Raw genomic sequence first — 25,719 nt, 5'->3', positions numbered from 1 at the left:
TATCTTCGTGTCTGTCGTGCGAGATTTCCAGCCCGTGAAGGCCGGAAAGCTCAATTGAACAAATACCCTTACAGTATATGACGCTGCACTTCCGGGTCTTTACGATCCAGATAGTGAATAGACTGAATACGGCGAATGGTGCGCGATTTGCCGCGGATCAGCAGCGTTTCGGTGGTGGCGATATTGCCCTTACGGGTGATGCCGTCCAGCAGGTCGCCTTTGGTAATGCCGGTAGCGGCGAAAATAACATTGTCGCTGCGCGCCATTTCATCCAGACGCAGCACATTGCCCGCTTCAATCCCCATACCGCGGCAGCGTTTTAACTCATATTCGCCAATACGACGGTTCTCTTCGTTATCGCCTTTCACCTGATGGCGCGCCAGCAGACGGCCCTGCATATCGCCATCAAGCGCGCGGATGACCGCCGCGGAAACCACACCTTCCGGCGCACCGCCAATACCGTACAGGACATCCACTTCGCTATCCGGCATACAGGTGAGGATGGAGGCGGCAACATCGCCATCGGGAATCGCGAAAACACGTACGCCCAGCGCCTGCATCTCGGCAATAGTCGCGTCGTGGCGTGGTTTAGCCAGAATGGTGACCGTCAGTTCGCTCAGCGGTTTGCCGAGCGCAGCGGCGACATTACGCAGGTTATCGGCCAGCGGCAGATTGAGATCGATAGCGCCTTTCGCACCAGGACCGACAATCAGTTTTTCCATGTACATATCCGGCGCATTCAGGAAACAGCCCTTATCGCCGACCGCCAGCACCGCCAGCGCGTTGGCTTGGCCCATCGCCGTCATGCGCGTCCCTTCGATCGGATCAACGGCAATATCGACCGCATCGCCTTTACCGGTGCCGACTTTTTCACCGATAAACAGCATCGGCGCTTCGTCGATCTCGCCTTCGCCAATCACGATGGTGCCGTCTATGTCGACATTGTTGAGCATGATGCGCATAGCGTTAACCGCCGCGCCATCCGCGGTGTTTTTATCGCCACGCCCCAGCCATTTGTAGCCAGCCAGCGCTGCGGCTTCGGTCACGCGGGAGAATTCGATGGCAAGTTCTCGTCTCATAACAAACTCTATAGTGAAAGAAATTGAGCGAAGTTTATCACAGCGAGAAGAGGAGGGTTGGTAGAGCACCCTCTCTCCGGGGAGAGAGGGCAAGGTTGAGGCTAATTACTCGTCACGCTCTTCCCACGCCATCGCGCGTTTGACGGCTTTTTTCCAGCCGTCGTAGCGGAAGTTACGCTCGGTGGTTTCGATACCCGGGCGGAATTCGCGTTCGATAACCGCTTTTTCTTGCAGCTCATCCAGATTCTGCCAGAAACCAACCGCAAGACCCGCCAGGTACGCCGCGCCCAGCGCCGTAACTTCACGTACTTCCGGACGCTCTACGCGCGTGCCGAGAATGTCAGACTGGAACTGCATCAGGAAGTTGTTGGCAACTGCGCCACCATCCACGCGCAGCGCGTGTAAACGAATGCCGGAATCCGCCTGCATCGCTTCCAGTACATCGCGTGTCTGGAAGGCGATAGACTCAAGCGTAGCGCGGATGATGTGGTTCGCGTTGACGCCACGGGTCAGACCGAAAATAGCACCGCGCGCATACGGATCCCAGTACGGTGCGCCCAGACCGGTAAAGGCGGGTACTACGTACACACCGTTGGTATCTTTCACTTTGGTGGCGAAATATTCGGAGTCGAACGCGTCGCTGATAAGTTTCATCTCGTCGCGCAACCACTGAATTGACGCCCCCGCCATAAACACCGCACCTTCCAGCGCGTAGTTCACTTCACCTTTCGGACCGCAGCCGATAGTGGTCAGCAGACCATGCTCAGATTTCACCGCTTTCTCGCCGGTGTTCATCAGCATAAAGCAGCCGGTACCATAGGTGTTTTTCGCCATCCCTTCTTTCACGCATAGCTGGCCAAACAGCGCCGCCTGCTGGTCGCCCGCGATCCCGGCGATAGGAATACGTGTACCGCCTTTACCACCAATGTTGGTCTGACCGTAAACTTCAGACGATTTACGTACTTCTGGCAGCATGGCGCGCGGAATATCCAGCGCCTCCAGCATCTTGTCATCCCAGTCCAGCTCGTGGATGTTGAATAGCATGGTACGCGAGGCGTTGGTGTAATCCGTCACGTGAACGCGGCCCTGGGTCATTTTCCAGATAAGCCAGGTATCAACAGTACCGAACAGCAATTCGCCGCGTTTCGCACGTTCGCGAGAGCCTTCAACGTGGTCGAGGATCCATTTCACTTTGGTGCCAGAAAAATACGGGTCAACCACCAGACCCGTGGCGTTGCGCACATACTCTTCCATGCCGTCGCGCTTCAGTTTTTCGCAAATATCGGCGGTGCGGCGACACTGCCAGACGATGGCGTTATAAATTGGCTTGCCGGTTTCACGTTCCCAGACGATCGCGGTTTCACGCTGGTTAGTGATACCGATAGCGGCGATCTCGTCGGAATTGATATCCGCTTTCGCTAACACTTCGACCAGCGTTGAGCTCTGCGATGCCCAGATCTCCATCGGGTCGTGCTCAACCCAGCCTGGCTTCGGATAAATTTGTTCAAACTCGCGCTGTGAGACGCTGATGATGTTGGCGTCATGATCCATCACGACGGCGCGGGAGCTGGTAGTGCCCTGGTCGAGCGCAACGATATATTTTTTGTCAGTCATGGTTATGTTCCCGTAGTCACATTACAGCGAAGCTTTTTGTTGAGTCGTGGAGGCGGTGCCTTTTTCTTCTGCCGCCTCACTGGTTCCAGACGGCAGATGGCGACCAATCAGTTTACGATAACCGAATGCGCCGAGCGCCGCGCCTACGATCGGCCCGAACAGCGGGACGAGGAAGTAGGGAATATCTTTGCCGCCGGTAAAGGCAACGTTGCCCCAGCCAGCAAGCCAGGCGAACGTTTTCGGTCCAAGGTCACGCGCCGGGTTCATGGCGAATCCCGTCAGTGGCCCCATGGATGCACCGATAACCGCAATCAACAAACCGATGAGCAAGGGTGCCAGGGGGCCGCGCGGAATACCGTTGCCGTCGTCACCTAACGCCATGATGACGCCCATCAGCACAGCGGTAATCACCATTTCAACGGCGAAGGCCTGCACAAAGTTGATGTGCGGGTTCGGGTAGGTAGAGAAAATACCAGCCAGATCAAGACTTTCAACACTGCCGCGCACCATATTGTGCGTGTGTTCGAAATCGAGGAAAAGATTGTAGTAAAGCCCGTAAACAAGTGCAGCCGCGCAAAACGCGCCGGCAAACTGAGAAATGATGAAGGGAACAACTTTGCGCCCATCAAAACTAGCGAAGAGCCATAATGCAATAGTCACAGCCGGGTTCAGATGTGCGCCGGAAACCCCTGCAGTCAGGTAGATGGCCATCGCCACACCCAAACCCCAGATGATACTGATTTCCCATTGGCCGAAGGTGGCGCCAGCCACTTTCAACGCCGCGACACAGCCGACACCGAAGAAAATCAACAACCCGGTGCCGAGAAACTCGGCGATGCACTGGCCTTTTAAGGTTGATGTCTGACTCATAATCGGATCCTGCAAAAGAGTAATGGTTATTGTTAGCACGGGCGATCGCTCCCCCATGATGTCGTGTAGACATAGTGTTAATTTATCGTTAACGAGCAAAAACGAGAAATATCGAAATTAAAATGTGTGTACTGCGTCAATAAAATGAGCGTTTTCGAGCGCTGAAGCGCGTTTTTGCACCATAGCGAAATGTGAGCTGAATCATTTTTGTAACCCAGGCCTTAACAATTTAGTGGTAGGCGTGCGCGTTGCACCAGGATGAGGACGAAAAGTGTTGCAAAGCGCAAACAGCGCGGCTCTGCGCTGGACAGGGGCTGGTGGGCTTCATACAATCGGGGACAAGCGAGATCCGCTCAATATCATAAGGCGTCGCCGATTTTCGGGACGGGGATTTTTAAAGACACGCATCATTCGGGTTGCAAGAAAGCGGCGACGCACCTGCAACGCGAAGATATTAAGTGTATATCCATCAGCGCCTTGCAACTCAGGAGAGGTATGACAATGTCATTAGAAGTGTTTGAAAAACTGGAAGCGAAGGTGCAGCAGGCGATTGATACCATCACGCTGCTGCAGATGGAAATCGAAGAGCTGAAAGAGAAAAACAATAGCCTGGCGCAGGACGTACAGTCTGCTCAGCAGAGCCGTGAAGAGCTGGAGCGTGAAAACCACCAGCTGAGAGAGCAGCAGCACGGCTGGCAGGAACGCTTGCAGGCGCTGCTGGGGCGTATGGAAGAAGTCTGATTACGCTTTTCGTGCTGTCGCGGCACTGGCTGCGCGTATTCACCCCGGTAACGGCGTTGCCGGAGAAACGGGCTTAGCTACAGCGCGAAATGGGCAGGGAAAGTACTGCGATGTCGGATAAGTGAAGCGCCATCCGGCAAAAAGAAAAAGGGCACCTGACGGTGCCCTTTTTTTACTCGATATCGAGGGGATCTTCGGAAAGGATAATGCCAGTGCTATCCGCATAAAGATGGTCGCCGGAGAAGAAGGTCACGCCGCCGAAATTGACACGTACGTCGCTTTCGCCGATACCTTCGCCCGCTGCGCCAACCGGAATGGCGGCAATCGCCTGAATCCCAATATCCAGCTCTTCAAGATCGTCTACCTGGCGTACTGAGCCATAGACAACAATTCCTTCCCACTCGTTTTGCACCGCAGTGCGGGCGAGATCCGCGTCGATTAACGCACGACGCATTGAACCACCGCCGTCGACCAGCAGGACGCGACCACGGCCGTTTTGTTCGAGCAGATCGTACAGCAACCCGTTATCCTCGAAACATTTCACCGTGATGATTTGTCCGCCAAACGACGACCGTCCGCCAAAATTGGAGAACAGCGGTTCCACGACGTTGATCTCTTCCTGGTAAATATCACAAAGCTCAGAAGTATCGTATTTCATAGGATTAGCGTTCAGTTGCTGCGAGAACCGTCAGTATATCGCGCATCACGCGCTGTTGGCAAAATCATCAATTGTTCGTTGACATTTATCAGTTAAAGATGCGTTTGACTGAAGATTATTCCTAATACAAACAAGAGATTAGTTAACAGTGCACCTTTTACCGTGCGTTCCAGCATCGGCGGCATAGCGCGCGGGTCGAGCTCGCGCAGCACAAAGCGCGCCTGTTTGATAAGCAGTGGTGCTGCCAGCACAAACAGCCAGCCCCACAGGCTTTGCAGCGAAAACAGGTTAAACAGCGCAAGGCATAACAGCGCGCCAACCAGCAGGCCAGCATGGTAACGGCGTGCGTTAATTGGTCCTAAACGGACGACAAGCGTATTTTTGCCGTTTTCGCGGTCACTTTCGATATCGCGCAGATTGTTGATATTCAATACCGCCGTCGCCAGCAGACCACAGGCGGTCGCGGGCAGAATAACGGCCGGGATCAGCATATGCGTCTGCAAATACCAGCTACCCATTACGCTTATCCAGCCGAAGAAAAGCAGCACGGAGATATCGCCAAGGCCAAGATAACCGTATGGACGCTTGCCGACGGTGTAGGTAATGGCGGCAATAATCGACAGCACACCGAGCGCAAGGAAACCGATGAAATCCGCCATCGTTTGTGTTGCCGCGGTTACCAGCAGCAGCCCGGAGATACAACTCAGCACGATGACAATCATCAGCGCGCGCTTCATCTGCGCAAGGGAAATGGCGCCTTTTTGCATGCCGCGCAACGGACCAATGCGATCCGGTTTATCGCTGCCTTTGACCGCATCGCCGTAATCATTGGCGAGGTTGGAGAGGATTTGCAGCAATCCGGCGGTGATGAGTGCGAGCACCGCCACCAGCGGATCAAAATAGCCCTGCCACCAGGCCAGCACTGTGCCAACGACAATCGCGGCGAAAGCCAGCGGTAATGTTTTCGGTCGCAGGCTTTCCAGCCAGGCCTGGGTGAGGCTAAGAGATTGCGTTTCGTTCATAAGGTCAGCCAACAAAAATGGGGGCAAAAGCCCCCATCGAGTGTGATGAAAACGTTGTGGCCGGGATTATAAGATAAAACGGCTCAGATCTTCATCTGCCACTAAAGCATCAAGGTGCTTACTCACATAGTCTGCATCAATGGTGATCGTCTCGCCGCCCAGATCGCTGGCGTCATAGGAGATATCTTCCATCAGACGTTCCAGCACCGTATGCAAACGACGCGCACCGATGTTTTCGGTGGTTTCGTTCACCTGCCATGCGGCCTGAGCAATACGTTTGATGCCGTCTTCGGTGAAATCAATGTTTACGCCTTCGGTCGCCATCAGCGCTTTGTACTGTACGGTGACAGACGCGTTTGGCTCGGTCAGGATGCGTTCGAAATCTTCCGTGGTTAACGCTTTCAGCTCAACGCGGATTGGCAAACGGCCTTGCAGTTCCGGGATCAGATCCGACGGGCTGGCAATCTGGAACGCGCCAGAGGCAATAAACAGAATGTGGTCGGTTTTCACCATGCCGTGTTTGGTCGATACGGTGCAGCCTTCCACCAGCGGCAGCAGATCGCGCTGCACACCTTCGCGGGAAACATCCGGGCCCGAAGTGTTACCGCGTTTACAGATTTTGTCGATCTCATCGATAAACACGATCCCGTGCTGCTCAACGGCTTCGATAGCGTCCTGTTTCAGCTCTTCCGGGTTCACCAGTTTCGCCGCTTCTTCTTCAATCAGCAGCTTCATCGCGTCTTTGATTTTCAGCTTACGCGGTTTCTGCTTCTGGCCGCCCAGGTTCTGGAACATGGACTGGAGCTGATTGGTCATTTCCTCCATGCCCGGAGGCGCCATAATTTCTACGCCCATCGGCGCGGCAGCGAGATCGATTTCAATCTCTTTGTCGTCGAGCTGGCCTTCGCGCAGTTTTTTGCGGAAAGACTGGCGCGCAGCGGATGGTTCAGCGGCTTGTTCCGGCTGGCCCCAGTTGTTTTTCGCTGGTGGGATCAGCACGTCGAGAATGCGCTCTTCGGCCATCTCTTCCGCGCGGTAGCGGTTTTTCTCGATCGACTGACTACGCACCATTTTCACTGCCGCATCGGTCAGATCGCGGATGATAGAATCCACTTCTTTCCCAACGTAGCCGACTTCGGTGAACTTGGTCGCTTCAACTTTGATAAACGGCGCATTGGCCAGTTTTGCCAGGCGGCGGGCGATTTCGGTTTTACCGACGCCGGTTGGGCCAATCATCAGAATGTTTTTCGGCGTGACTTCATGGCGCAGCTCTTCATCAAGCTGCATGCGGCGCCAGCGGTTACGCAGGGCAATCGCCACAGAACGCTTCGCCGCGTCCTGGCCGATAATGTGTTTGTCCAGTTCGCTGACAATTTCGCGTGGGGTCATTTCAGACATGGGAGATCCTTACGCTTTATAGGCTAATTCTTCGATGGTGTGGAAGTGGTTGGTGTAGATGCAGATATCGCCTGCAATCCCCAACGCCTTCTCAGCAATTTCGCGTGCGCCAAGCTCGGTGTTTTCCAGCAACGCGCGGGCAGCGGCCTGGGCGTATGGCCCGCCGGAACCGATGGCGATCAGGTCATTTTCCGGCTGGATCACATCGCCGTTACCGGTGATGATCAGCGACGCGGTTTCGTCGGCAACTGCCAACAGTGCTTCCAGCTTGCGCAGCATGCGATCGGTGCGCCAGTCCTTTGCCAGCTCGACAGCCGCTTTCACCAGATGACCCTGGTGCATTTCCAGTTTGCGTTCGAATAATTCAAACAGAGTGAAGGCATCGGCCGTGCCGCCGGCAAAGCCCGCAATGACTTTGTCGTTATACAGGCGGCGAACTTTTTTCACGTTGCCTTTCATTACGGTGTTGCCCAGTGTGGCCTGGCCATCACCGGCGATAACGACATGGCCGTTACGGCGTACGCTTACGATTGTTGTCACGAGCAGACCCCTTGGTTACGAATGCACAATACAGCGCCCCGCACGGAGTACGGGGCAGAATGCAATTATAAATGGGGGGTGTTTTAGGGGTTTCAACCCCCGGCGGCAAGACGGATGCAGTTTGCGTGACCGGCCATTTTCAGGCGGCTGATGGTGGCATCGGCGCTCTCTTTGCCTTTCACCGGGCCCATCACCACGCGATTCCAGCCGTTGTTGCTGGTAATACGCGAGTCGAAACCTTCAAATGCCAGCTGTGCACGTACGGTTTCTGCCTGATCCTGGCCTTTAAACGAACCGCACTGGATAAGCCAGCGGCGATCGTCCTTTTTCTCAGCCGTTTGCGGTTGCGCCTTCGGCGTTTCCACTTCACGCGTCACCGGAGCGGCTTGTTGCGTTTTCGGCTGTGACGCAGCGGTATGCGGCGGCGTTTGCAGCAGATCCTGATACGGTTGCGAGGTGGCCGGTTTTTGCTGCGTTGTGCTTTGCGTCTGGCGCGGCGGTGGCGTGGTTTGCGTAGTACGCGCCTGCTGCTGCACCGGCTGCTCCGTCACGCGCGGTTGCGTGCGCGGCTGCTGTGCTTGTACCGGCTGCGACTGCGTCCACTGCTGTTGCTGCTGTTGCATCTGCACCTGTTGCTGCGCCTGGCGCTGACGTTGCAGCGTTTGCTGGCGTTGCTCCGGCGTCTGTTCGTTCCACGGCACTTCGTTGAGCTGCGTCGGCTGCTGGCGCATGTCGGCCTGCATCTGCGCTAAAAGCTGGCGCTGTTCGTCGGTCAACTGCTCCGGTTTTTGCACTTCACCACCGGCCGTCGGCTCGGTTGGCGCTCGTACGCCAGGCTGGCGGCTTTCCAGCTCTTTAATGTAGCGCCAGCGCTCTTCCGGTTTCGGCGGCAGGCCGTTGCCGGTCATTTTCTGGTTTTGCAGTGACTCGGATTCTTCTTTTTTGTGGTGCGTAATAAAGTACAAACCACCGATAAAGGCGACCAGCACGGCGGCCGCAATGGCGACCATAGCTGGAGAGACCGCAGACTTGCTGCGCTGTTTTTTCCTTGAGTTACTCGTCTTTCGCCGCGCAGGAGCCGACTGGCTGCGGCGTACATAATCTCGTTGTGCCACTATCGTTTCGCTGTATTTATTTCGTTTATCAGCCCGCCATGTTACTTAAGCGACGGGGTTTTGACCAGAAGAGGGCGTCTGAAAGGCCGCGCCTTTACTTCAGCGCCCGGGTGCTGCCGCGCAGGATCAATTCACACTCCAGCAAGCGCGAACCGCTGCTTACGTTATGCCCCTGCAACTGCTCCAGCAGCAATAACATGGCTTCGCGACCAATCTGATAACGCGGTTGCGAAACGGTGGTCAACGGCGGGTCGCTGAATTCAGCCAGGGAAATGTTATCAAAGCCGATGATCGATAAGTCGTCCGGTACTTTCAAACCCCGGCGTTTAGCTTGCGACAGGGCGCCAAGCGCCATCACATCGCTGTGACAGAACACGGCCGTTGGCGGCTTCGGTAGCATCAATAACTGATCCAACGCCCGCGCGCCCGCCTCAAAAGTGAAATCGCCGCGCGTGATGTAATGCGGATCAACGGTCACGCCAGAGCGGCGCAGCGCCTGAACATAGCCCTGCAAGCGGTAATGGCACAGCGGCATCTCTTCCGGACCGGCGATACAACCGATTCGCTGGTGACCCTGTTCCTGCAAATAATTGACGGCATTAAAGGCGGCGGTCAGGTTATCAATATGCACCGTCGGCAACTCCAGCTCCGGCGCGAATTCGTTAGCCATCACCATTGGCGGCAAATTGCGTTGCTCTTCAATGCTGGCGTCAAACGGCAAACGCGAGCCGAGCAGCAGCATGCCGTCGATTTGCTTGGTGATAATCAGGTCGATAAAGGTTTTTTCCTGCTGATTTTGATGGGCGCAGTCGCCAATCAGCACCAGATAGCCGTGTTCCGCGGCGGTCACTTCAATGCCGCGAATAATCTCGCTGAAAAAGGGATCGCAAATATCCGGCACAATCACCAGCAGTGTGCGTGATTCATTGCGTTTGACGTTGCGTCCCATCGATTGAGGCAAATAACCCACTTCCATTGCCGCTTGTTCCACCCGATTGCGGGTAGCCTGCGACACTTTTTCCGGGTTCATTAATGCACGTGACACAGTTGCCGTCGAAACCTTTGCTTTCATGGCAACATCTTTCATGGTCGCTGCCGCAACCTGATTTTTGGGTTTCACCTTGTTCTCCTCGCATGCACGGCGCAGGCGTTGTCACATTTTTATCAGATAGTTAAGCGCACCGGTTACAGAATTTTCATGAAAAGTGTGATGAAAGTTGAATTTTATACGCCGGCTCGCAGCCTTAACTTTCAATCGGGTCGACATCCAGCACCCATTTCACCCGCCGAGCGTCCGGCAGGGTGTTAATCAGGGCCAGCGCGCCGGTGACGATATGCTGCAGGCGAATACGGGAAGGATGTTGTAGCAGCAACTGCCAGCGGTAACGCCCGGCGCGTTTGGCCGCCAGCGCCGGAACCGGGCCCAGGATCCAGAGCTGGTTGTCCGCCAGTGGGCTGGCTTGCAGCAGATTTTTAAGCTGTTGCAGAAACAGCGGCGCGTGCTGGTTGTTCTGATCTTCCGCGCGGATCAGCACATGGCTGGTCCACGGCGGCAATTGCATGGTTTGCCGCTCCGCCAGCGCCTGTTCCGCGAAGGTGTCATAGCCTTTATGCAGCAGCGTTTGCAGAAGCGGATGTTCCGGGTGGTGCGTTTGCAGTACCACTTCGCCCTGTTTGCCTGCGCGCCCGGCACGGCCGGAAACCTGGGTATAAAGCTGGGCGAAACGCTCGGCAGCGCGGAAATCTGCCGAAAATAACGCGCCGTCGACATCCAGCAGCGCAACCAGCGTGACATCCGGGAAGTGGTGGCCTTTTGCCAGCATTTGCGTGCCAATCAGAATGCGCGCACCGCCGCGATGTACTTCGGCAAGATGCTGCTCCAGCGCGCCTTTGCGGCTGGTGGTATCGCGGTCAATGCGTGATAGCGGCACACCGGGAAACATCGGCGTTAACGCGTGTTCCAGCTGTTCAGTGCCAAGGCCAACAGGCAATAAATGTGTTGAACCGCAGGACGGACACTGGCGCGGCACCGGGCGCTGGCTGTCGCAGTGGTGACAGCGCAAATGCTGCTGCGCCTGGTGGAAGGTGTAATAGTGGTCGCAGCGCGGGCATTCCGCTATCCAGCCGCAGTCATGACACAGCAATGCAGGCGAAAAACCACGGCGGTTAAGGAACAAAATAACCTGATTTCCCGCCTGTAAATGCTGGCGCATACGGTTGATGAGCGCCGGAGCCAGGCCGGCCTGTAACGGCTGGCCTTTCAGATCCAGCACATGCTGCATCGCGGGTCGCGCGTGGCCAGCCCGGCGGGTCAGGCGCAGCAGATGGTATTTGCGTGACCGCACGTTGTGCAGGGTTTCCAGCGCAGGTGTTGCCGAGCCAAGAATGATCGGGATCTGCTCACTGTGAGCGCGGTAAACCGCCAGATCGCGGGCGTGATAACGCCAGCCTTCCTGCTGTTTATAGGAGCTGTCATGCTCTTCGTCGATGACGATCACGCCAAGGTTCTTAAACGGGGTAAACAGCGATGAGCGTGTGCCGATCACAATCGCCGCTTCACCGCTCTTTGCTTTTTGCCATGTGATCAGGCGTTCGCTGTCGTTCAGCCCGGAGTGCAGCACTTCAACTGGCGCGTTAAAGCGCTCGCGAAAACGGGCGATAGTTTGCGGTGTCAGACCAATTTCCGGCACCATCACCAGCGCCTGCTTTCCCTGCGCCAGCACGTTTTCCAGCACGCTTAAATAGACTTCTGTTTTACCGGAACCGGTCACGCCCGCCAGTAACCAGGCGGAAAAGCGATCCGCTGCGCTGTGAATAGCGCCAACGGCGGTGGCTTGCTCTGTGTTCAGGCGCAGTCGGTCGCCGCTTACGGAAAATGTCGTGCGCCAGTCATTAAAGGCTGGTGTTTCGCTGTTCATCTCCGCCAGCCCTTTGGCGCGCAGCGCTTGCAGGGTAACGCTTTTCAGATCCAGCGCTGCCAGTTGATGCTGCCAGATTTTGCCTTTTCGCAGCGCCGAGAGCGCCTGTTGTTGTTTGGCTGATTTGACGCGGTTGATGTCCATCGCCTGGCCCTGCTCGGTCGCAAACCAGTAGCCCTGGAACTCCGCGCTGGCGGGCTTAGTCTGGCGCAGCAGAACGGGAAGGGCGTTGAATAACACATCCCCGATCGGATGGTGGTAATAATCCGCAGCCCACAGCAATAACCGCCAGACCGCCGGGGAAAAAACCGGTTCGCTGTCGAGCACCTCTTCCACGCTCTTGAGATCGGCCAGCGGCAGCTCGCTTTCGTCGCCCACTGACAGCACAATGCCGACGCGGTGCTGGTTACCAAACGGCACACGCACGCGACAACCCGCGCGCGCGGACATCTCATCCGGCAACAGGTAATCGAACGTGCGGGGCAACGGTACAGATAGCGCAACGCGGGCGACGGGCATCTCATCATCCTGACTTGAAAACTGGCGGGATAGTATACACATTGTTGCTACCGGCGAGCGGATCAGTTTGCATGTGCTGGCTAATTTCTGTATGATTCGCCGCCTTTGATGCGTTTTGAACGTGCCAAAGATACACTTACATATTAACTCGCGTGGTGTCTGGCGTTAGGGCTGGAAGAGCGACGCGGCCTTAAACTGAGGTTTCCCATGAAAAAAGGTATTCACCCGAATTATGTAGCGATTACTGCAACCTGTTCTTGCGGTAACGTGATCAAAACCCACTCCACCGTGGGTCACGACCTGAACCTGGACGTATGCGGCAAATGCCACCCGTTCTTTACTGGTAAACAACGTGTTGTTGATACCGGTGGTCGTGTTGAGCGTTTCAACAAACGCTTCAGCATCCCGGGCAGCAAATAAGTTGCCAAAGAAAAAAGCGCCGAAAGGCGCTTTTTTTGTCTCTGCGTTTTGCCGAAGGGGTGCTTTTTTGTGATAAAAGTCACAAAAATATTGCTCTGCTTAAAAAGCGAGCATATGCTTTTCGCCATCCATTCCTGTGACATTGAGCGAAAAAAATGAGCGATTTGCTGACGGTTGTGAAAAACGTATTTATGTCTTACCTGCTCTCGCTGGCGGAAGTGCACCCGGAAGTGACGCGCTTCTGAGTGAGCCGATAAGATAAACAGATTGAAACAAAAAGGGCGGAAGATATCTTCCGCCCTTTTTTATTGCGATCAGTATTCCCACGTATCCGGGTCGATCCCCAGTTCACGCATAATCACTTTCGCCTCTTCCGGGATTTCGTCGCTGCGCTCTTTACGCAGGTCTTCATCGTTCGGCAGGGGTTGACCGGTAAACGCATGCAAAAACGCTTCACACAACAGTTCACTGTTGGTGGCGTGACGCAAGTTGTTCACCTGACGACGGGTACGTTCATCGGTGAGGATTTTTAACACCTTAAGAGGAATGGAAACCGTAATTTTTTTTACTTGCTCACTCTTCTTGCCGTGCTCAGCGTATGGGCTGATATATTCGCCGCTCCATTCAGCCATGAGATACCTTTAATCCTCTCAGTCATTAGTCTAAACCCGGACACCGCCGGGCCGTAATTCCGCGTAGTTTACCGTAGAGTCAACATGGTGACACGGTGTATCGCTCAGCTACCGGTACTAAAGCGTATAATTTTAACGGCTATTGTACTTTTGCTCAATCTATACGCAAAGAAGTTTAGATGTCCAGATGTATTGACGTCTATTTTCGCAATGTTTACTCTGTCGTGAGACTTTTCATCCATTAAGCCAGGAAGCCTTCACCATGACGCGTAAACAGGCCACCATCGCAGTGCGTAGCGGATTGAACGATGACGAGCAGTACGGTTGCGTTGTCCCGCCTATTCATCTCTCCAGTACTTATAATTTCACCGGCTTTAACGAACCCCGTGCGCATGACTATTCGCGTCGCGGCAACCCAACGCGTGATGTGGTTCAGCGTGCGCTGGCAGAACTGGAAGGTGGCGCGGGCGCGGTATTGACCAATACCGGCATGTCGGCAATTCATCTGGTGACGACCGTCTTTCTCAAACCAGGCGATCTGCTGGTTGCGCCGCACGACTGCTATGGCGGTAGCTATCGCCTGTTCGATAGTCTGGCGAAACGCGGTTGCTACCGGGTGAAATTTGTTGATCAGGGCGATGAGCAGGCATTGAAAGCGGCGCTGGCGGAACAACCGAAGCTGGTGCTGGTCGAAAGCCCAAGCAACCCGCTGTTGCGCGTTGTGGATATCGCGAAAATCTGCCAGCTTGCGCGTGAAGCTGGCGCAATCAGCGTGGTGGATAATACGTTCCTGAGCCCGGCCCTGCAAAACCCGCTGGCGCTGGGCGCGGATTTGGTGCTGCACTCCTGCACCAAATATCTCAACGGCCATTCCGATGTGGTGGCGGGCGTGGTGATTGCGAAAGATGAGGCGACTGTCACCGAACTGGCATGGTGGGCGAATAACATTGGCGTCACCGGCAGCGCCTTCGACAGCTATCTGCTGTTGCGCGGTCTGCGTACGTTGTCGCCGCGCATGGAAGTGGCGCAGCGTAATGCTCAGGCGATCGTCGATTTCCTGCAAAAACAGCCGTTGGTGAAAAAACTGTACCACCCGTCTCTGCCGGATAATCAGGGGCATGAGATTGCTGCGCGTCAACAAAAAGGCTTTGGCGCGATGTTAAGTTTTGAGCTGGATGGCGACGAACAAACGCTGCGTCGTTTCTTAAGTGGTCTATCGTTGTTTACGCTGGCGGAATCATTAGGCGGGGTTGAAAGTTTAATCTCCCACGCCGCGACAATGACCCACGCAGGCATGGCGCCGGAAGCGCGCGTCGCAGCGGGAATTTCTGAGACGCTATTGCGTATCTCAACCGGTATTGAAGACAGTGAAGATCTAATTGCCGATCTGGAAAATGGCTTCCGGGTCGCAGCTGAGGGGTAAACATGAGTGTGATTGCGCAGGCAGGGACGAAGGCTCGTCAGCTGCACAAATTTGGTGGGAGTAGTCTGGCGGATGTGAAATGTTACCTGCGTGTCGCAGGGATCATGGCGGAGTATTCACAACCGGGCGACATGATGGTTGTCTCGGCCGCAGGCAGCACCACCAACCAGCTGATCAACTGGCTGAAATTGAGCCAGACTGACAGGCTTTCTGCGCATCAGGTTCAACAATCGCTGCGTCGTTACCAGAGTGATTTAATCAGCGGGCTGTTGCCCGCCGCTATCGCCGACGGTCTGACCAGCGAGTTTATTCACGACCTTGAACATCTGGCGGTGCTGCTGGATGGCGGCATCACCGACGCGGTTTACGCCGAAGTAGTTGGCCATGGTGAAATCTGGTCGGCGCGTTTAATGGCCGCTGTGCTGAACCAGCAAGGTCTGGATGCCGCCTGGCTGGATGCCCGCGATTTCCTGCGTGCCGAACGCGCGGCACAGCCGCAGGTAAATGAAGGTGCGTCTTATCCGCTGCTGCAACAACAGCTGGCGCAGTATCCGGGCAAACGTATTGTGGTGACGGGCTTTATCAGCCGCAACGAAGCCGGTGAAACTGTGCTGTTGGGGCGTAACGGTTCGGACTACTCGGCCACGCAAATTGGCGCGCTGGGCGATGTTACCCGCGTAACCATCTGGAGTGACGTGGCCGGTGTTTACAGCGCGGACCCGCGTAAGGTGAAAGATGCCTGCCTGTTACCGCTGCTGCGCCTTGATGAAGCCAGCGAGCTGGCACGTCTGGCGGCACCGGTGCTGCATGCGCGCACGCTACAACCGGTCTCCGGCAGCAATATCGATCTGCAATTGCGCTGTAGTTACCACCCGGAACAGGGGTCGACACGCATTGAACGCGTGCTGGCTTCCGGCACCGGGGCGCGGATTGTCACCAGCCATGATGACGTCTGCCTGATTGAATTCGTTGTACCGTCCGGGCAGGACTTCAAACTGGCGCACAAAGAGATTGACCTGATCCTTAAACGTGCGCAGGTACGCCCGCTGGCGGTTGGCGCACATGCTGACCGCAACCTGCTGCAGCTTTGCTACACCTCAGAAGTGGTCGATAGCGTCTTTAAACTGCTTGATGAAGCCGGTTTGCCGGGCGAATTGCGTTTGCGTCAGGGGTTGGCGCTGGTAGCGATGGTTGGTGCGGGTGTTTGTCGCAATCCGTTGCACAGCCACCGTTTCTGGCAGCAGCTTAAAGGCCAGCCGGTGGAGTTTATCTGGCAATCTGACGAAGGTATTAGCCTGGTCGCCGTGCTGCGCGTTGGCCCAACGGAAAGCCTTATTCAGGGGCTGCACCAGTCGCTGTTCCGCGCGGAGAAACGCATAGGTCTGGTGCTGTTTGGTAAAGGCAATATTGGTTCCCGCTGGCTGGAGCTGTTCTCGCGCGAGCAGAGCGCGTTGTCGGCGCGTACCGGTTTTGAATTTGTGCTGGCGGGCGTGGTGGATAGCCGCCGCAGTTTGCTGAGCTATGACGGGCTGGATGCCAGCCGTGCGCTGGCGTTCTTTAACGATGAAGCGGTGGAGCAGGATGAGGAGTCGCTGTTTTTGTGGATGCGCGCCCATCCGTACGACGATCTGGTGGTGCTGGATGTCACCGCAAGCTCGCAGCTGGCGGAGCAGTATCTGGATTTCGCCAGCCACGGCTTCCATGTGATCAGCGCCAACAAACTGGCCGGAGCCAGCACAACCGATACCTATCGTCAGATCCACGATGCGTTCGAAAAAACCGGTCGCCGCTGGTTGTATAACGCCACTGTTGGCGCCGGTCTGCCGGTGAATCATACCGTGCGCGATCTGCGTGAAAGCGGAGATTCGATTCTGGCGATCAGCGGAATTTTCTCCGGTACGCTCTCCTGGCTGTTCCTGCAATTCGACGGCACCGTACCGTTTACCGATTTAGTGGATCAGGCCTGGCAGCAAGGGTTGACCGAGCCGGATCCGCGCGTTGACCTTTCCGGCAAAGATGTGATGCGCAAGCTGGTGATCCTCGCCCGCGAGGCAGGTTACGACATCGAACCAGACCAGGTACGCGTAGAGTCTTTAGTGCCTGCGGGTTGCGAAGAGGGATCGGTCGATCACTTCTTTGAAAATGGCGATGAGCTGAATGATCAGATGGTGCAGCGCTTGGAAGCCGCCCGCGAAATGGGGCTGGTGCTGCGTTATGTGGCGCGTTTTGATGCTAACGGTAAAGCGCGCGTCGGTGTTGAGGCCGTTCGCCCGGAACACCCGCTGGCGGCGGTTTTGCCGGGGGATAACGTCTTCGCCATTGAAAGCCGCTGGTACCGCGATAACCCGCTGGTGATCCGCGGGCCGGGCGCGGGGCGCGATGTGACCGCTGGCGCTATCCAGTCGGATATCAATCGCCTCGCACAGTTACTGTAGTTCCTTTCTTTTATCCTCTCCCTGAACCGGGAGAGGATGCTTTGCGGCATCATGAACTTTTTTCATCTTCGCTGAACATTCCTCACCCAGAATAGTGATTTTCCTGTTGACGCCCCGATCGTTTTCCGTCATTTTTACATCTGGACGTCTAAACGTATAGAAGTTCACAAAACAACAGACAATGACATGCGATTGATGAGGTAAGGTATGAGCTTTTTTCACGCCAATCAGCGGGAAGCCCTGAATCAGAGCCTGGCGGAAGTTCACGGCCAGATTAATGTTTCCTTTGAATTTTTCCCGCCGCGCACCAGTGAAATGGAACAGACCTTATGGCACTCCATCGATCGTTTAAGCAGCCTGAAGCCGAAATTTGTTTCGGTAACTTACGGTGCAAATTCGGGCGAGCGCGATCGCACACACAGCATCATTAAAGGCATCAAAGATCGCACCGGGCTGGAAGCGGTGCCGCATTTGACCTGCATCGATGCCACACGTGACGAGTTGCGCACTATCGCGCAGGATTACTGGAACAACGGCATCCGCCACATTGTGGCGCTGCGCGGTGATTTACCCCCGGGCGGCGGTAAGCCGGATATGTACGCCGCCGATCTGGTGACGTTGTTAAAAGAGGTCGCCGATTTTGATATCTCCGTCGCCGCTTACCCGGAAGTTCATCCGGAAGCGAAAAGCGCACAGGCCGATCTGCTGAACCTGAAACGTAAAGTGGATGCGGGCGCGAGCCGCGCGATTACGCAGTTTTTCTTTGATGTGGAAAGCTATCTGCGCTTTCGCGATCGCTGCGCGGCGACCGGTATTGATGTTGAGATCGTGCCGGGCATCCTGCCGGTCTCCAACTTTAAACAGGCGAAAAAATTCGCCGATATGACCAATGTGCGTATCCCGGCGTGGATGTCGCAGATGTTCGACGGCCTGGATGACGACGCGGAAACCCGCAAGCTGGTGGGCGCGAATATCGCCATGGATATGGTGAAAATTTTAAGCCGCGAAGGGGTGAAAGATTTCCACTTCTATACGCTGAACCGCGCCGAAATGAGTTACGCCATTTGCCACACGCTGGGCGTTCGCCCGGCAGTGTAAGAATCCTCGCAGTGGAAAAATTAAAGAAAAGCCGGATTGCGATCCGGCTTTTTTATGGCTGACTGAAAACCACGCCTTATGTATGCGCGTGGTCATCAACCGATTTTAGCTCTGCCTTGTTTTGGATTTATATCTCACAGGGTTGGCAGAGACGCTTTTTAGGCGCTTGATACTCCCCGTGAGGGTGCAATCAGAGCCACCCACTGTAAACCTGAGCGCTATTCCCACTCTTCAAGAAAACGCTGCCCGTACTGATCGGCGACCAGTAGCGCGGCATAGACCTGATCCGGTGTCGCACCGCCCGGCATATTGTGAATGGTTTCCCCTTGTGCACAGGCAGCCTGCGCCACGATGCGCATTTTCTCTGGAATGTCAGTTTTAATCCCCAGTTGCGCCAGCGTAATTGGCAAACCCACGGTATGACACAGGGCGGCGACGGTTTCGATCTCTTCCAGCGGCGCGTTTTCCAGTACCAGTTGAGTTAAGGTGCCAAACGCCACTTTTTCGCCATGGTAGTAATGATGCGCTTCCGGAATTGCCGTGATGCCGTTATGAATGGCGTGTGCTGCCGCCAGACCGCCACTCTCAAAACCGACACCGCTGAGGTAGGTATTGGCTTCCACCACGCGCTCCAGCGCAGGCGTCACCACATGCTGTTCGGCGGCGAACATCGCTTTTTCACCCTCTTCAAGTAGCGTGTTGTAACACAGCTCCGCCAGCGCGAGGGCGGATTGCGTACATTGACCGCCCGCCATGGTTTTTGCGCCGCTGCGTGAACAAGCACGCGCTTCAAACCAGGTCGAGAGTGCATCACCAATCCCGGCTGCCAGCAAACGCGCAGGGGCTCCGGCGACAATTTTGGTGTCGACAATCACCCGATCCGGGTTGTTGGGCAGCAGCAAATAACGGTCGAACTCACCACTGTCGGTGTAGATAACCGACAGCGCGCTACAGGGCGCATCGGTCGATGCGATAGTGGGGGCAATCGCCACCGGCACGTGCATGAAATGCGCCAGTGCTTTGGCAGTATCCAGCGTTTTGCCGCCGCCGATGCCGAGTACCGCGCCGCAGCGGGCGCTTTCTGCCACACCGCGCAGCCGGTCAATTTCGTTTTGTGAACATTCGCCGCCGAACGGCGCGATTTCGCAGGCCAGCCCGGCATCCACCAGGCTTTTTTGCAGCGTTTCCTGCGCAAAACCGAGAACAAATTTGTCACCGACCACCAGCCAGCGATCGGCCAGTGGTTTGAGATAGTCACCGAGGCGGGTGATAACGTCTGCACCCTGGATATACTTGCCCGGCGACTGGATGATGCGGTCCATATACTACCCCCTTACAGGTTGAGGTTGCCAAAAGCTGTTTTCCAGTCCTGTTCAAACTTCTCAATGGCTGACTCTACTGCGGGTGTATTGAGCATTTGTTGCGCTACATCTAATGGGAGCGTGATCGCTTCGCATCCGACCAACAAACACTCCAGTGCCTGGCGCGGCGTTTTAAAACTCGCGGCCAGCACTTTGCTCTCTGGCGCATGGAGTTTCAGCAGGGTTTGCAGCTCCTGCACCATGCGGATCCCGTCTCCGCCCTGTGCATCGACGCGGTTAACATACGGGGCGACATATTTTGCGCCCGCCAGCGCGGCAAGCAGCCCCTGCGCGGCGCTGTAAACTGCCGTACCCAGCGTGACAATGCCCTCTTTTTTCAGTTGTTTGATGGCGGCCAGGCCTTCAGCAGTGACCGGAATTTTGACCACAATATCCGGCACGGCGTTATTGAGGCGTTTGGCCTCCGCCACCATGCCATCCGCTTCGCGGCTCATCACCTGGGCAAACAGCGTTCCTTGTGGGCCAATAACGCGCTGCAGGCGTGGCAATACGTCCCACAGGGAGTCTTTACCGGCGGCGATAATGCTTGGATTGGTGGTTACACCCGCCAGTGGGTAAATCCGCGCCAGGCGCTCCACTTCCGCTACGTTTGCGGTGTCGAGATACAGTTCCATCATGCTTCCTCATATAGCGTTTCTGCACACAGCATAAGAGCGCGGGTTGTGTGCTCGCCATATAACAAATCTGCCAAACACTGGACAAATGTGATCGAGAGAGCAAAGTGCGAGCTGGCTCACAAGTTGCGTGATAGCAGATGAAAAGAGGCATTGTAGAGTGATCTTGAAACAAAAGTGGTTTTTTTAACGTACAAAAATCCAGTGCTGGCGTTATTCGTCCAGCGGGGACTTTTCGCTGAGATGGCTGTGATACTGCTGGCGGTATTCCGAGGGGGAGCGCTCCGTGTTTTTACGAAACAGGCGGCAGAAGTAATTACTGTCAACAAACCCGCAGCTGTGCGCCACTTCTTTCACTTTTAAATCGTACCCTTTGAGGAGCGTTTTAGCGTGCTCCAGCCGGGTATGAGTCAGATATTCGTTGAAGCCAACAGAACCGGTTTTCTGAAACAGGTGCGACAGGTAATTGGGTGAGATATAAAACGCCTGCGCCACCGATTCACGCGTGAGCGGCAAAGCGTAATTTTCGTCGATATAGTCGCGAACAGCTTCGAACAGTGCCTGACTGCGCGATGCGGTTTGGATCTGGCTACCAAGCAAGTCATGACAGTGACTGAGCAGGCTGGTGACAATCAGACGTGCGGTTTGCTGTTCGTGCGGCTGCATCTGCATTTCATGCAGCGTTTGCAGCAAGAAAGAGCCGACGCGCGGGCCGCGACGCGCAACATGTTGTTTCGCCAGGTTTTGCAGCATGGCGCCATCCCACTGCGTGACGTTAAAACTGAGCTGTTGCTTGCCAAACAGCACGCTTAATGTGGTGGCCGGTAGCTGCCATTGTGGGTGATTCCAGCTACCTGCGGGAACATACAGCACGTCGTGCTGCGACATCCGCGCGGTTTCGCCGTTGATCCCCGTATCGGTCACCGTTCCTTCCAGCACAATTTCCAGGCGCGGGAAATCCACCTGGCAGGCCTGCGCAGGCGCGGTTCCGGTCACGCCCGCAAAGTATATCTGCCGTAGCGGGGCCGGGCCGTTTATCAGGCGCGAGATAAGATGGCTGACATCGAGACTCATGATGTCCCTTTGGTTGCTGGCGAAGGGACAACCTTAACTGGCGGGATCAAAAAAGGCCACAACCAGTGTGGCCTTTTGCGATGATAGCGAAATTAACCGGTATTACGCATACCCGCCGCCACCCCGGCGATCGTGACCATCAGCGCTTGCTCAACGCGGTGATCCGGCTCTTTGCCTTCTTCTTCCGCAAGGCGCGAGCGGTGCAGCAGCTCGGCCTGCAACACGTTCAGCGGGTCGGTATAGATGTTACGCAACTGGATGGATTCGGCGATCCACGGCAGATCGGCCATTAAGTGCGAGTCGTTGGCGATTGCCAGCACCACTTTGATATCCGCTTCCAGCAGTTTGCGCAGCTCACTACCCAGCGCCCACAGTTCAGGTTTCACCAGACGCTGATCGTAGTATTCCGCCAGCCACAGGTCGGCTTTCGAGAACACCATCTCCAGCATGCCCAGACGAGTGGAGAAGAACGGCCAGTCGCGGCACATGGCTTCCAGCTCGCTCTGTTTGCCGTCTTCCACCACTTTCTGCAACGCCGCGCCCGCGCCCAGCCAGGCTGGCAGCATCAGGCGGTTTTGCGTCCAGGCGAAGATCCATGGGATCGCGCGCAGCGATTCAACACCGCCGGTCGGGCGACGTTTCGCCGGGCGAGAACCCAGCGGCAGTTTACCCAGTTCCTGCTCCGGCGTGGCGGAACGGAAGTACGGTACGAAATCTTTGTTTTCGCGCACATAACCGCGGTACATATCGCAGGAGATGGTTGAGAGCTCGTCCATAATATGGCGCCACTCGGTTTTTGGCTCCGGCGGCGGCAGCAGGTTGGCTTCCATAATCGCGCTGGTATAGAGCGACAAGCTGCTGATAGTGACTTCCGGCAGACCGTATTTGAAGCGGATCATTTCGCCCTGTTCGGTAACGCGCAAACCCCCTTTCAGGCTGCCTGGCGGTTGCGAAAGCAGTGCGGCGTGAGCCGGTGCGCCGCCACGGCCAATAGAGCCGCCGCGACCGTGGAACAGTGTCAGTTCGATTCCTGCTTTTTCGCAGGTTTTGATTAATGCGTCCTGCGCCTGGTACTGTGCCCAGGAAGCGGCCATCACGCCTGCGTCTTTCGCCGAGTCGGAGTAGCCAATCATCACCATCTGTTTGCCCTGGATAAAGCCGCGATACCAGTCGATATTCAGCAACTGGGTCATCACGTCGTCGGCGTTATTCAGGTCATCAAGGGTTTCAAACAGCGGCGCGACCGGCAGCGCAAAACCGATACCGGCTTCTTTAAGCAGCAGGTGAACTGCCAGCACGTCTGAAGGCGTCTTCGCCATTGAGATCACATACGCGGCGATAGATCCGCGCGGCGCTTCGGCGATCACCCGGCAGGTGTCCAGCACTTCGCGGGTCTCTTCGCTTGGCTCCCACTGACGCGGCAACAGCGGACGTTTAGAGTTCAGTTCGCGGATCAGGAATGCCTGTTTGTCCGCTTCCGACCAGCTTTCGTAGTCGCCAATACCCAGGTAACGCGTTAATTCGCCCAGCGCTTCCGTATGACGGGTGCTCTCCTGGCGAATGTCGATGCGTACCAGCGGCACGCCAAAACTCTTCACGCGGCGTAATGTATCGAGCAGTTCCCCGTTGGCGATAATGCCCATGCCGCAGGCCTGCAACGATTTATAACAGGCGTAGAGCGGTTCCCACAGTTGCTCGTTTTGCACCAGCAGTCCGGCCGGTTTCGGTAATTTCTGGCCTTTCAGGCGCGCTTCCAGCCAGGCCTGGGTGGCCATCAGATCGCCGCGCAGCTTCTTCATCAGGTAGCGATACGGTTCACGCGCGCCTTCTGCGCCCGCCAGTTCGCGCAACTCGTCGGTACACTCCACCATCGACAGTTCGGAAATCAGCAACTGAATGTCCTTCAGGAACAGATCGGTTGCTTTCCAGCGGCTGAGCAGTAGGACATGACGGGTGATATCAGCGGTAACGTTCGGGTTGCCGTCACGGTCGCCGCCCATCCACGAGGTAAAACGCACCGGCACAAAGTCCACCGGCAGTTTGTAATTGAGGTTCTCTTCCAGCTGTTCGTTCAGCTCGCGCAGGTAATTTGGCACGCCTTCCCACAGGCTGTTTTCCACCACCGCAAAGCCCCATTTGGCTTCATCTACCGGGCTTGGACGGTTTCTGCGGATTTCATCGGTGTGCCAGGACTGGGCAATCAACTGGCGCAGGCGGCGCATCAGCTGGTGGCGTTCATAATCGGCGATATCGCTGTTATCTAGCTGCTTTAAGCAGTTATTCACTTCCACCATTTTGTGGATCAGCGTACGGCGAGTAATTTCGGTCGGGTGCGCAGTCAGCACCAGCTCCAGCGACAGTGATTCAATCGCTTTAATAATTGTGGCTTCGTTGAGATTGGGTTGGTCTTTCAGCTTTCTGATGGTCTGGGCAATCACTTCCGGGTTGCTGGCCGCTTCGCCTTTCGCTGAAATGCTATGGTATTGCTCAGCGGTGTTAGCAAGGTTCAGGAACTGGCTAAACGCGCGGGCTACCGGCAGCAGTTCGTCATTGGACAGATTCTGCAAAGTGGTGAGCAGTTCCTGACGGCTGGCTTCATTCCCGGCGCGGGAGGATTTGGACAGCTTACGGATTGTTTCTACCCGGTCGAGAATGTTCTCGCCGAGAGCATCCTTAATGGTATCTCCCAGCAGTTTGCCGAGCATACTGACATTACTACGCAAAGCGGAATATTGTTCGTTCATGTTACCCCAGACACCCCATCTCATTTTATTTTGTTATACCTGCCGTTGCGCAGATATAAGACACCGTCTTTTATAAAGCCACGTAAAACCCACCGCGTCAATTGTTGCGAAATCGCTTCAGCAAACGAATAAATGTCGGCAATTTACGAAATTTAATTCGCATCGTGTCCAATAAGTATTGCTTATGGGATCGTGACAATTGTCACGCTTTTTCGCACATAAAACCCCCTCATACGAGGGGGTAAAAAAGCGAAAATCACTTCAGTGCCAGCAGAAATGATGAACGACCTGGGTGATGAGTTCGCGTGTTGGTTTAATAAAGCGGGTTTCCAGATATTCATCCGGCTGATGCGCCTGGTTAATAGACCCCGGTCCCAGCACCAGCGTCGGGCAAAGCGTCTGAATAAAGGGCGCTTCGGTGCAGTAGTTCACTACCTCGGTTTCGACGCCGAGCAGTTTTTCTACCACTTCTACCAGTTGGTGATCCGGCGGGCATTCGTATCCCGGAATCGGCGGGTGCAGTTCAGAAACGGTCAAACGACCCGGCCAGCGGGAACTTACCGGCTCCAGCGCATCGTTTAACAGCCCATTGAGATCGTTAAGTGTCATGCCCGGTAGCGGACGAATATCCATATGCAGTTCGCAACAGGCGCAGATACGGTTTGCCGCATCACCACCGTGAATATGCCCAAGGTTCAATGTTGGATACGGCACGGTGAACGCGTCGTAGTGATAACGTTCTTTCAGGCTGTCGCGCAGTTGCAGAATATGGCCGATGGCATCGTGCATCAGTTCGATGGCGTTGACGCCGCGCGCCGGATCGCTGGAGTGGCCGGATTGACCAAGAATGCGAATCGCATTGGAGATATGGCCTTTATGCGCACGCACCGGCTGCAAAGAGGTCGGTTCGCCAATGATGGCGCAGTCCGGGCGCAGTTGCGTGTTCTCGGAGAAATAGCGCGCACCGGCCATGCTGGTCTCTTCATCGGCGGTGGCGAGCACATACAGCGGCTTGCTCAGTTTTGTCACATCGACGTCACGCAGCGCATCAAGAATAAAGGCGAAAAAGCCTTTCATGTCGGCGGTGCCCAGACCGTAGAGCTTGTTGTCATGCTCGGTGAGCGTAAACGGGTCGCGCGTCCAGCGCCCATCATCGAACGGCACTGTGTCGGTGTGACCGGTCAGCAACAGGCCGCCCGCGCCGGTTCCGGCACTGGCAAGCATATTGAATTTGTTACGGGTGCCGGGAACCGGCTGCACTTCAACCTTGAAACCGAGATCGCCAAACCATCCAGCCAGCAAATTGATTAAAGACGCATTGCTCTGATCCAGCGCTTCTTCCGTCGCGCTGATCGACGGCGTGGCTATCAGGGCGCGGTAGATCTCGATAAATGGTGGCAAATTCATTTTCATTGTTGACATA

General features: G+C 55.6%; 21 protein-coding genes. 5 read left to right on the top strand and 16 right to left on the bottom strand.

The genetic code is table 11. The annotated features are described in order from the left end of the window. Window positions 1-68: 68 nt before the first annotated feature. From glpX to DFO56_RS22615, 3 genes are all read right to left on the bottom strand, one after another. Entirely contained in the window at window positions 69-1,079 is a 1,011-nt protein-coding gene (gene glpX, locus DFO56_RS22625) for a class II fructose-bisphosphatase (protein ID WP_017459643.1), read from the bottom strand. 105 nt (window positions 1,080-1,184) lie between these two features. Then, window positions 1,185-2,693, bottom strand: a complete 1,509-nt coding sequence (gene glpK / locus DFO56_RS22620; protein ID WP_020455954.1) for a glycerol kinase GlpK — start codon at window positions 2,691-2,693, stop codon at window positions 1,185-1,187. A 21-nt stretch (window positions 2,694-2,714) separates the two neighbouring features. Beyond that, window positions 2,715-3,563, bottom strand: coding sequence for an MIP/aquaporin family protein (locus DFO56_RS22615; protein WP_017459641.1), 849 nt, complete (start codon window positions 3,561-3,563; stop codon window positions 2,715-2,717). A 495-nt stretch (window positions 3,564-4,058) separates the two neighbouring features. Between DFO56_RS22615 and zapB the strand changes: the two genes are divergently transcribed. Then, complete coding sequence (gene zapB / locus DFO56_RS22610; RefSeq protein ID WP_086873298.1) at window positions 4,059-4,304, top strand: septal ring assembly protein ZapB; 246 nt, start codon at window positions 4,059-4,061, stop codon at window positions 4,302-4,304. Window positions 4,305-4,476: 172 nt separating this feature from the next. Here the strand turns inward: zapB and rraA are convergent, their stop codons facing one another. The 7 genes from rraA to priA form a co-directional block, all read right to left on the bottom strand. Beyond that, complete coding sequence (gene rraA, locus DFO56_RS22605) at window positions 4,477-4,962, bottom strand: ribonuclease E activity regulator RraA (protein WP_020455956.1); 486 nt, start codon at window positions 4,960-4,962, stop codon at window positions 4,477-4,479. A 92-nt stretch (window positions 4,963-5,054) separates the two neighbouring features. Continuing rightward, window positions 5,055-5,984, bottom strand: coding sequence for a 1,4-dihydroxy-2-naphthoate polyprenyltransferase (menA, locus tag DFO56_RS22600; RefSeq protein WP_045512307.1), 930 nt, complete (start codon window positions 5,982-5,984; stop codon window positions 5,055-5,057). A gap of 66 nt (window positions 5,985-6,050) precedes the next feature. After that, window positions 6,051-7,382 (bottom strand): HslU--HslV peptidase ATPase subunit, encoded by a 1,332-nt coding sequence (gene hslU, locus DFO56_RS22595; protein WP_020455958.1) that lies wholly within the window; start codon window positions 7,380-7,382, stop codon window positions 6,051-6,053. A 9-nt stretch (window positions 7,383-7,391) separates the two neighbouring features. Beyond that, on the bottom strand, window positions 7,392-7,922 hold the full coding sequence (gene hslV, locus DFO56_RS22590; protein ID WP_020455959.1) for an ATP-dependent protease subunit HslV: 531 nt from the start codon (window positions 7,920-7,922) through the stop codon (window positions 7,392-7,394). Window positions 7,923-8,014: 92 nt separating this feature from the next. Continuing rightward, window positions 8,015-9,037, bottom strand: a complete 1,023-nt coding sequence (ftsN, locus tag DFO56_RS22585; RefSeq protein WP_072051649.1) for a cell division protein FtsN — start codon at window positions 9,035-9,037, stop codon at window positions 8,015-8,017. 94 nt (window positions 9,038-9,131) lie between these two features. Then, on the bottom strand, window positions 9,132-10,157 hold the full coding sequence (gene cytR, locus DFO56_RS22580; protein ID WP_045512302.1) for a DNA-binding transcriptional regulator CytR: 1,026 nt from the start codon (window positions 10,155-10,157) through the stop codon (window positions 9,132-9,134). A 124-nt stretch (window positions 10,158-10,281) separates the two neighbouring features. Then, on the bottom strand, window positions 10,282-12,474 hold the full coding sequence (priA, locus tag DFO56_RS22575) for a primosomal protein N' (protein ID WP_020455962.1): 2,193 nt from the start codon (window positions 12,472-12,474) through the stop codon (window positions 10,282-10,284). Window positions 12,475-12,681: 207 nt separating this feature from the next. On the opposite strand from priA, the gene rpmE reads away from it, so the two are divergent. Next, on the top strand, window positions 12,682-12,894 hold the full coding sequence (rpmE, locus tag DFO56_RS22570) for a 50S ribosomal protein L31 (protein WP_007369223.1): 213 nt from the start codon (window positions 12,682-12,684) through the stop codon (window positions 12,892-12,894). Between the two features lie 314 nt (window positions 12,895-13,208). On the opposite strand, the gene metJ is transcribed toward rpmE, so the two are convergent. Then, on the bottom strand, window positions 13,209-13,526 hold the full coding sequence (gene metJ, locus DFO56_RS22565; RefSeq protein WP_007369220.1) for a met regulon transcriptional regulator MetJ: 318 nt from the start codon (window positions 13,524-13,526) through the stop codon (window positions 13,209-13,211). 262 nt (window positions 13,527-13,788) lie between these two features. On the opposite strand from metJ, the gene metB reads away from it, so the two are divergent. The 3 genes from metB (at window position 13,789) to metF (ending at window position 18,482) form a co-directional block, all read left to right on the top strand. Then, window positions 13,789-14,949: a cystathionine gamma-synthase gene (gene metB / locus DFO56_RS22560; protein ID WP_045512299.1), complete on the top strand. Its 1,161-nt coding sequence runs from the start codon at window positions 13,789-13,791 to the stop codon at window positions 14,947-14,949. A gap of 2 nt (window positions 14,950-14,951) precedes the next feature. Then, the gene (locus DFO56_RS22555; RefSeq protein ID WP_045512296.1) at window positions 14,952-17,384 is read left to right on the top strand and encodes a bifunctional aspartate kinase/homoserine dehydrogenase II; all 2,433 of its coding nucleotides are present in this window, start codon (window positions 14,952-14,954) and stop codon (window positions 17,382-17,384) included. Between the two features lie 207 nt (window positions 17,385-17,591). Continuing rightward, window positions 17,592-18,482: a methylenetetrahydrofolate reductase gene (gene metF, locus DFO56_RS22550; RefSeq protein WP_017459628.1), complete on the top strand. Its 891-nt coding sequence runs from the start codon at window positions 17,592-17,594 to the stop codon at window positions 18,480-18,482. A 218-nt stretch (window positions 18,483-18,700) separates the two neighbouring features. Here metF and DFO56_RS22545 read toward each other — a convergent pair whose 3' ends face one another. The 5 genes from DFO56_RS22545 to argE all read right to left on the bottom strand — a co-directional run bounded on the left by DFO56_RS22545 (window position 18,701) and on the right by argE (window position 25,709). Then, window positions 18,701-19,804, bottom strand: coding sequence for a glycerol dehydrogenase (locus DFO56_RS22545; protein WP_045512293.1), 1,104 nt, complete (start codon window positions 19,802-19,804; stop codon window positions 18,701-18,703). 11 nt (window positions 19,805-19,815) lie between these two features. Next, on the bottom strand, window positions 19,816-20,478 hold the full coding sequence (fsa, locus tag DFO56_RS22540; protein WP_020455967.1) for a fructose-6-phosphate aldolase: 663 nt from the start codon (window positions 20,476-20,478) through the stop codon (window positions 19,816-19,818). 213 nt (window positions 20,479-20,691) lie between these two features. Then, the gene (locus DFO56_RS22535) at window positions 20,692-21,552 is read right to left on the bottom strand and encodes an AraC family transcriptional regulator (protein ID WP_045512290.1); all 861 of its coding nucleotides are present in this window, start codon (window positions 21,550-21,552) and stop codon (window positions 20,692-20,694) included. 92 nt (window positions 21,553-21,644) lie between these two features. Further along, the gene (ppc, locus tag DFO56_RS22530; RefSeq protein WP_020455969.1) at window positions 21,645-24,296 is read right to left on the bottom strand and encodes a phosphoenolpyruvate carboxylase; all 2,652 of its coding nucleotides are present in this window, start codon (window positions 24,294-24,296) and stop codon (window positions 21,645-21,647) included. Between the two features lie 261 nt (window positions 24,297-24,557). Further along, on the bottom strand, window positions 24,558-25,709 hold the full coding sequence (argE, locus tag DFO56_RS22525) for an acetylornithine deacetylase (RefSeq protein WP_020455970.1): 1,152 nt from the start codon (window positions 25,707-25,709) through the stop codon (window positions 24,558-24,560). Between the last annotated feature and the right edge of the window lie 10 nt (window positions 25,710-25,719).

The sequence above is a fragment of the Kosakonia sp. AG348 genome (genome assembly GCF_003337365.1).
In the GTDB taxonomy this organism is placed as follows: Bacteria; Pseudomonadota; Gammaproteobacteria; order Enterobacterales; family Enterobacteriaceae; genus Kosakonia.
This window is presented reverse-complemented; position numbering and strand designations above follow the sequence as displayed.

Coding starts and splice junctions, on each gene's coding strand:
- DFO56_RS22555 (WP_045512296.1), top strand. CDS start 14,952: ATGAGTGTGATTGCGCAGGCAGGGACGAAGGCTCGTCAGCTGCACAAA.
- argE (WP_020455970.1), bottom strand. CDS start 25,709: ATGAAAATGAATTTGCCACCATTTATCGAGATCTACCGCGCCCTGATA.
- DFO56_RS22535 (WP_045512290.1), bottom strand. CDS start 21,552: ATGAGTCTCGATGTCAGCCATCTTATCTCGCGCCTGATAAACGGCCCG.
- rpmE (WP_007369223.1), top strand. CDS start 12,682: ATGAAAAAAGGTATTCACCCGAATTATGTAGCGATTACTGCAACCTGT.
- fsa (WP_020455967.1), bottom strand. CDS start 20,478: ATGGAACTGTATCTCGACACCGCAAACGTAGCGGAAGTGGAGCGCCTG.
- rraA (WP_020455956.1), bottom strand. CDS start 4,962: ATGAAATACGATACTTCTGAGCTTTGTGATATTTACCAGGAAGAGATC.
- hslU (WP_020455958.1), bottom strand. CDS start 7,382: ATGTCTGAAATGACCCCACGCGAAATTGTCAGCGAACTGGACAAACAC.
- ppc (WP_020455969.1), bottom strand. CDS start 24,296: ATGAACGAACAATATTCCGCTTTGCGTAGTAATGTCAGTATGCTCGGC.
- priA (WP_020455962.1), bottom strand. CDS start 12,474: ATGCCCGTCGCCCGCGTTGCGCTATCTGTACCGTTGCCCCGCACGTTC.
- metB (WP_045512299.1), top strand. CDS start 13,789: ATGACGCGTAAACAGGCCACCATCGCAGTGCGTAGCGGATTGAACGAT.
- metF (WP_017459628.1), top strand. CDS start 17,592: ATGAGCTTTTTTCACGCCAATCAGCGGGAAGCCCTGAATCAGAGCCTG.
- menA (WP_045512307.1), bottom strand. CDS start 5,984: ATGAACGAAACGCAATCTCTTAGCCTCACCCAGGCCTGGCTGGAAAGC.
- glpX (WP_017459643.1), bottom strand. CDS start 1,079: ATGAGACGAGAACTTGCCATCGAATTCTCCCGCGTGACCGAAGCCGCA.
- DFO56_RS22545 (WP_045512293.1), bottom strand. CDS start 19,804: ATGGACCGCATCATCCAGTCGCCGGGCAAGTATATCCAGGGTGCAGAC.
- metJ (WP_007369220.1), bottom strand. CDS start 13,526: ATGGCTGAATGGAGCGGCGAATATATCAGCCCATACGCTGAGCACGGC.
- DFO56_RS22615 (WP_017459641.1), bottom strand. CDS start 3,563: ATGAGTCAGACATCAACCTTAAAAGGCCAGTGCATCGCCGAGTTTCTC.
- zapB (WP_086873298.1), top strand. CDS start 4,059: ATGACAATGTCATTAGAAGTGTTTGAAAAACTGGAAGCGAAGGTGCAG.
- glpK (WP_020455954.1), bottom strand. CDS start 2,693: ATGACTGACAAAAAATATATCGTTGCGCTCGACCAGGGCACTACCAGC.